General features: G+C 60.7%; 7 protein-coding genes and 1 pseudogene. 2 read left to right on the forward strand and 6 right to left on the reverse strand.

Features of this window, described 5'->3' with window-relative positions:
- Positions 1-124: 124 nt before the first annotated feature.
- The 4 genes from F6X42_RS41355 to F6X42_RS41370 form a co-directional block, all read right to left on the reverse strand.
- Positions 125-1,045 (reverse strand): hypothetical protein, encoded by a 921-nt coding sequence (locus F6X42_RS41355; RefSeq protein ID WP_187639543.1) that lies wholly within the window; start codon positions 1,043-1,045, stop codon positions 125-127.
- Positions 1,046-1,564: 519 nt separating this feature from the next.
- Positions 1,565-1,780, reverse strand: a complete 216-nt coding sequence (locus F6X42_RS41360) for a hypothetical protein (RefSeq protein WP_187639544.1) — start codon at positions 1,778-1,780, stop codon at positions 1,565-1,567.
- A gap of 138 nt (positions 1,781-1,918) precedes the next feature.
- Positions 1,919-3,163, reverse strand: a complete 1,245-nt coding sequence (locus F6X42_RS41365) for an MFS transporter (RefSeq protein WP_187639545.1) — start codon at positions 3,161-3,163, stop codon at positions 1,919-1,921.
- An 11-nt stretch (positions 3,164-3,174) separates the two neighbouring features.
- Positions 3,175-3,789, reverse strand: coding sequence for a VOC family protein (locus tag F6X42_RS41370; RefSeq protein WP_187639546.1), 615 nt, complete (start codon positions 3,787-3,789; stop codon positions 3,175-3,177).
- Positions 3,790-4,036: 247 nt separating this feature from the next.
- Between F6X42_RS41370 and F6X42_RS41375 the strand changes: the two genes are divergently transcribed.
- Positions 4,037-4,675 carry a TetR/AcrR family transcriptional regulator gene (locus F6X42_RS41375; RefSeq protein ID WP_187639547.1) on the forward strand — a complete coding sequence of 213 codons (639 nt, stop codon included), beginning with the start codon at positions 4,037-4,039 and terminating at the stop codon, positions 4,673-4,675.
- A gap of 4 nt (positions 4,676-4,679) precedes the next feature.
- Here F6X42_RS41375 and F6X42_RS41380 read toward each other — a convergent pair whose 3' ends face one another.
- The gene (locus F6X42_RS41380; RefSeq protein WP_222945914.1) at positions 4,680-4,919 is read right to left on the reverse strand and encodes a LysR substrate-binding domain-containing protein; all 240 of its coding nucleotides are present in this window, start codon (positions 4,917-4,919) and stop codon (positions 4,680-4,682) included.
- A gap of 245 nt (positions 4,920-5,164) precedes the next feature.
- Positions 5,165-5,452, reverse strand: coding sequence for a hypothetical protein (locus tag F6X42_RS41385; protein ID WP_187639548.1), 288 nt, complete (start codon positions 5,450-5,452; stop codon positions 5,165-5,167).
- Between the two features lie 478 nt (positions 5,453-5,930).
- Here F6X42_RS41385 and F6X42_RS41390 point away from each other — a divergent pair.
- A pseudogene (locus F6X42_RS41390) lies at positions 5,931-6,182 on the forward strand (sensor histidine kinase); the annotation flags it as partial.

Raw genomic sequence — 6,182 nt, forward strand, 5'->3', positions numbered from 1 at the left:
GAAAACAGACTCTCGGTGAACGTGTCGGTGCCGCGCATGATCTCCAGGGGGCGGGTGAGGTTCTTACATCAACGCTTTTGCTATCCGTCGCGATGACTTCAGCGCGAGGTATTTCCGCAGCCTGTTAGGGCGCACCCAGGCCCGCAAGGTAAGTCTTAAATTGGGCGACCTCGGCGGGCTCCGAGACGAGCGTCGCCAACGGAGCGAGATTCTCGGGCGTCAGCAATGCGCGAGCCATCCGGATCGACTCGCCAGCCCGTTCCAAAGAGAGCTCGACGCCTCCTGACCACTTGGACCAATAACTCAACTGCGAGGGCGACAAGTTGTCGATGTCGAGGTCGGCGAACGCTTTGAGATTCGTTTCCAAATCCACGATCAAGATCTCACGCAGATCGTTCTCAGAGCGGAGCGCGTGCAGGTGCCCAACGCGACCGACGACCGCCTCAACGTAATGCGGCCGTTTTACCGTGCGGCCCGACATCGCTTCTTCGCGTGCGATCTCCTCGCGGGTCGCTTCGCGAACCCCCATCACCTCATCGCCGCCTGTCCGCAACAATTGAACAACCCGGCGCACAATCGGGGCGGGGCAGCCAGAGTTGAGCACGAGCAATGCGCGCGATTTTTTGTGCACCCAATCAGCGCCCGGCGCGCCCGCGTCGCCTTTGCGCAGGCTCGCGACCGCAGCGTTTATTTCGTCCAAGCGAAACGAGAAGCTCCAAAGCCTCTCGCGGTGTTCCTTGGCTGCGATATCGCGCGTGAACTGGCTGAGCATCGTTTCGAAATCAACCCCGAAATACAGTCGACCGCAATCCTTCCCAATGTTGGTAGTGCGCCCATCTTTGGTCGCAACGAGGTAGCCACGGCCGTGGGGCGTGCGGCAATTCGACAGGCCGCACGGGATTCTGTCTCGCAAGGCATAACTGCCAATGATCGCTTCGAGCTCGTGCGCATTCGGATCCAGCTGCCCATCAAAGCCCGGGCGCGCCAGGATGTCGGCCCAGTCATGTATCCGGGTGAGTTCCTTTTCGCCATTGAGCGTGATCATGCTGTACTGCCTCCTGCGTCTTTGGGTTTGTTTGACGGGTTCTGGCTGTTCGCGGCGCTGCGTTCCGCGGCTGTCCGATCCATTGGTCCCGGACGCTACCGCCGATGCGCCTGCGAGTATATCGTCCGATAGGGCGAAGGCCGCGGGCGAGCGCAAGCGTGTCCACCACCCAATCGGTTTATAGGTCGGTTGGTGGGCCACTCGCATCGCCGTGAAACGCACGCTCGGCGCAGCGCAAGGGACATCGTCCTCGATTAACAGATCGATTGGCGCGGCTACGGAAGTTCGACGCGGCGGTGCGGCCGACGATCACCGGAGGCCGCTCGATTTCCGGGATCGGCCATGAGCGGCCCTTCCCAGGCAGTTCGCGAACGTCCGTTGACGGGCGACGGGCCGCCTTTCGACAAGCAACTTGACCGGCAACGGGTTGTTCGACCCTTACTCCTATCGAGCCTCTGACTCTCCCAATTTCGACCAACTGTAGTCGTCCGCCAGCTCAGAGCTTCCGAAACCGCGTCTTCAATGGAGGCCGTCGGTCGACCAATCGGCCTGGACAGCGTGCCGGATGCGTCTTTCAATACTCCGGCGGAAACACCGCGGGGCCTCGATCTCGGCGACCAGCACTGCCAGGTACAACTGGAAGCGGTCGGCGCAGTTCCTGTACATCGTGCCGCGCGTGACTCCGGCGCGCTCGGCGATGACTTCAGGGAAGACATCGCCCCCGCCTTCGCGCATGATTACGCCCGCCGCTCCGCTCAGCTTCAGTCTGATTTCGGCCGCGTCTCTCCGCGCGTTTTGTGCTATCCCTTCGTGGCCGCATTAAAGGCGACCGTTTATCGCTCGCGCCACACATCGTCCTGCTGCCCTGATGTTTTAGTGCTGACCAGGCTGGAATGGCCCTTCCGGCATCGGTTGAGGGCGGTCACCCGGCCATTTCTTCAGCCTGACCAGAACAAGGGTGCAGCAACCACCCGCAGCCATAATGGAGGCAATGGCGAAAGCCCAGCCGAAATACAGGCCGTGATCAATGAGCGCCCCCGCAACAAGTGGCGCAATGACGTTGCAGACCGCCATCAGCGACGTATTCAAGCCCATGATTGCACCCTGCTGCTGAGGTGACGATGTCATGGACAACGCGGCCATCAGTGTTGGCCTGGTCATCGCCGTTCCTACACTTGCCATGACAAGGCCGACGGCCAGCGGCGCAAGCCCTGGTAGAAAATTGAAAATGCTCAACCCTATGGAAAACAGTGGCAGGCTGACAGCAGCAAGCAGGTTCTCAGGAATCACTTCATCGAGTTTTTTCATCGCGACGGTCTGAACGATGATGTTGATGGCCCCGGACGCGGTGAAGATATAGCCCACCTCACGCGGTCCAAAAGCGGCTCCGTTCCAGACGTAGTGCGCCTGAAGAAACAGCGCGAACTGCGAGACGTACATGGAAAAGCCAAAATAGAACAGTGCCAGCACAAGAAGCACCGGCGCAGCGCCCGGAGACCGAAGCGTGCGCCATAGGGACAGCACCTGGCGCTTTCCTTTACCCGGCGCTGATTTATCGTCGCCCGGCAGGAAGATCACGTTGACCGTCGCGCTCAACGCCGACAATAACGCCGCAGCCAAGATCGGAGCGGAGATCGAGATACGCGATAACCCCGCTGAGAGTGACGGGCCAACCATCATACCTACCCCGACGGCTGCGCTGACGAGTCCGATAGCGCGACGCCGGTTTTGCGGTGAGCTGTGATCAACCGCATAGGCACTCGCGACCGAGAGATTTCCAGAAGTGATGCCGTCCAGGATACGCGCCAGAAAGACAATCAGAAGGTTGCCTGCGCAGGCGAGCAGCACGAGGCTGACAAACGTGCCGGTCTGGCTACCCAGCAGGACCCCTTTGCGTCCAAAGCGATCGGAAAGTCTGCCGAGCATCGGGGCGGCGATGAACTGGCCGAGCGAAAAGATGGCCACCAGCGCGCCGAGGGCGAACGGGCTGGCGCCAAAGTGCTGCGAATAGAACGGCAGCAGCGGCAAAATGACCCCCATGCCGATGGCGTCGATAGCCACCACCCCAAACAGGGGGGCCATGACGCGCACTGGCAGGCGGTCCGCATCGGCTGACATGACCACCACACTCATGGATGACTGACGTGATGCCCGCCGTGTGCCCGCTCCTGCACAAACTCGCCGGCCATAATGCGTTCGTGGATCTGCTCCGGCATAACGCCTGCAAGACGCGCGGCGACCAGCTTGTCGGGATCGACGAGGCTCCGCCGTTCATGCCCTTGCGGGGGGTTGCGCATGTGCTCGGTTGCGGTCCAGTCGTTGCCGTAGTTGTTGACGTTGAGTTCGACCGCGTTGCCATCCGGGTCCGCGTAATTGAATACGGTTTGGAAGCCTTCACCTGCAGCAAACAGAGGCATGATGCCAAGGCCCTTCAGGCGCACGTAAGTGCCCAACAGCTCGTCCAGGGTGCGGTATTCGAAGGCAACATGCTGCATGCCGGCCCGTCGACTGGCATCCGGCGCATGGCCCGGCAGCTCAAAGAACACGATGCGGTGGTGCACCTCATCGTTACTGACAAATGCTGCCCGGAAAGGCGGCCCACCCTGTGCGCCCCCGTCGTTGCCGAAGCGATGGTTGATCGTCATGCCCAGCACCTGGCGATACCATTCGGTCATCGCATCGAGGTTGCGGGTGACCAGCCCCAAGTGCTGAAGCTTCGGGCGAATGGTGATTTCGGTATTCATTTGACACGCTCCTTTGAACCAGTTGGTCGAAACTGAACGATACCGTTTCGTTCAGCTAATGTAGCAGGGGCGTTTCGACGTGTCAACCATCATCGAAACGAAATCGTTTCGTTTCTTTACAGCCCAACACCCGTCGTGTTACATCAGTGATGTTCCATTACCTAGGCCACGCCCCCCCCCACCCATGCCAAACCCTAAAATCGCCGTCCCCAAAAAGGCGGGACCTGTTGCCTCCGCGAGCTCTTCCGTGCGCACCGGACGCCCTCCGGGAACGCTCTCCGGCGAGGTTGACGAACGTATCCTGGACGCCGCCTACCAGGTATTCGTGGAGCGCGGCCTCCACGGCGCGAGCATTGACGAAATATCCCGCCTGGCGCGCGCCGGCAAACCCAGTATCTATGCGCGGTTCGCGACCAAGGAGGCGCTCTTTGCAGCGGTGGGCATGCGCAACGCTGCCAGGGTGAGCGCGCATTTCGGCAACTATGGGAACACCGGGGCAACCCTCGAGGCGAGGTTGAGCAACATCGGACAGGAGATGCTTGGGCAACTGCTCGCAGACGAGGTCATCGACTTCATGCGGCTGTCCGCGGCGGAAGCACGCCGCGTCCCCGAACTTGCCCATTTCGGGCGAGGCGCACGCGAGCGCGGTGCCGCGGCCGCCCTGGAAGCCCTGCGCGGGGCCACGAATGCAGCGGACATCCGGCGGTACCCTGCCCTCGGACCCGGACGCATCGAGCGAACAACACGGTTTTTTCTTGATCTGATCGTTGGCCCGCTGCTCGTGCGCGCGCTCGTTGGCGAAAACCTGAAGGTCCTGCGGGCGCAGATCGAGCCGCACGTAAAGGACAGCGTCGCCTTTTTCCTGGCAGGGTGCCGCACCGCCTGACGCGTCAGAATGACGGGCGTGCGGTCTTCACCTGACCCGCAACCGCCTTGATCAGATCGAGCAGCCACCGCCCGGCAGGCCCCGGCGGCGTATCCGTCCTGTAGATGGCCGACAGAGAAATGGCAACGTTCGCCCGCGTCTTTTCAAACTCCAGCGGCACGAGCGCGCCACAGTCCACGTCGGCCTGAACGACGTGCAGCGGCATGCTGCCCCAACCCAGTCCGGTTTTCAGGAAGGCAAGCAAAGCTGCACACCAGCTTCAATTACGGCACCGTCTCATGCCGTCCGTTGGTCGGCTGGTCCCAGTAGATCACCGGACGTTCACTGCACTTGGGTCAATGGCCGGACAGGGTCGAACTGGGATGTTCAAAGTTGCTTTGCCCCTTCACGTGGGCGATAGTTCAGGGGGTGGAATGACAGGCGCAAGCCCCGTCAAATAAGGCCTCGTGTCGCTGCTATAGCAAACGTGTAGCAAAGCAACCCCGGCGTTCATCTCGCTGGAGTTTTGGCCGAAATGTCGCTCCGGGATGTCAGCGATTCGTTCTGCCGACCACCGACGCTGGCGTCACGCTCGCAGATCCATGCGAACGCCCACTGCTGGGCAACCTCGATCGCCTCGTCTTCAGTGTCGAACCAGGCGAGATCACGCTCGATGTGCATTTCACTGTCAACATCATCGTCGGGCGAAATGCGGACCAGCCGCGCATGTGCGAAAAATTTCCCAAGGGAGAAATCCGGGGTCGCGTCAATGATCCACCCACGGTATCCGCACTTCATGATTACCTCCGATATTCGGGCTAATCGGGATTGGAAAGGCAAAGCATAGATTCATCCGGTCGTAGTCGCTAAACCTCCTTGCTGGGCAGAAGTACTCAGGGCGTCCGCGCCTCGGCAACTGGACAGACTTCATCTCGGACTTCAGATACTGTTATAGACCTTCGGCGACCCAGCGGCGATCTCAACTAGTCGAGACAGGCAAGACTCGGCCAATTTGAGATGCTCGGCTGCGTCGCGCGAATGGCCGTTTCCGACTAATCCCTCCCGGAAATCGCAGGCTCTGCCGTACTATCGTCACCGGCCTATCCGTTTAACGCGCTCGCCATCGTCTCGCCCGCCCGCGCCGTTGCTGGATCGCTCGCAATGGCGTTCGTCCTGAACGGAGACTTCTTCCGGCAAAAGTTCGTCCCTCATTTGCGCGTAACATGGGTACGCCGACCGGACCTTCAACCGCCGTTTTACGCTGGGGAGACGCCTGATGCGACTTGCTGACTTCATCTTGCAAGACATGGAGCCGATTCTTGCAAAATGGCAGGCGTTCGCCGCTACCCTCCTGCCGGCGGCGGCAAAGATGGAGTCGTCGGCGTTACGCAACCACGCGCAGCAGATCCTGCTCGCCGTGGCAAAGGACTTGCGGACTTCGCAGACCAGGGAAGCCCAACGCGAAAAGTCGTTGGGAAGAGATCCCGAACTAACCGATACGACCGAAACGGCTGCGCAAACGCATGCG

This window comes from Paraburkholderia podalyriae, assembly GCF_014397785.1.
Classification (GTDB): Bacteria; Pseudomonadota; Gammaproteobacteria; order Burkholderiales; family Burkholderiaceae; genus Paraburkholderia; species Paraburkholderia podalyriae.

Excerpts from the sequence above, each read along its gene's own strand:
- F6X42_RS41355 (WP_187639543.1), bottom strand. The coding sequence starts at position 1,045 with ATGATCACGCTCAATGGCGAAAAGGAACTCACCCGGATACATGACTGG.
- F6X42_RS41360 (WP_187639544.1), bottom strand. The coding sequence starts at position 1,780 with ATGCGCGAAGGCGGGGGCGATGTCTTCCCTGAAGTCATCGCCGAGCGC.
- F6X42_RS41365 (WP_187639545.1), bottom strand. The coding sequence starts at position 3,163 with ATGTCAGCCGATGCGGACCGCCTGCCAGTGCGCGTCATGGCCCCCCTG.
- F6X42_RS41370 (WP_187639546.1), bottom strand. The coding sequence starts at position 3,789 with ATGAATACCGAAATCACCATTCGCCCGAAGCTTCAGCACTTGGGGCTG.
- F6X42_RS41385 (WP_187639548.1), bottom strand. The coding sequence starts at position 5,452 with ATGAAGTGCGGATACCGTGGGTGGATCATTGACGCGACCCCGGATTTC.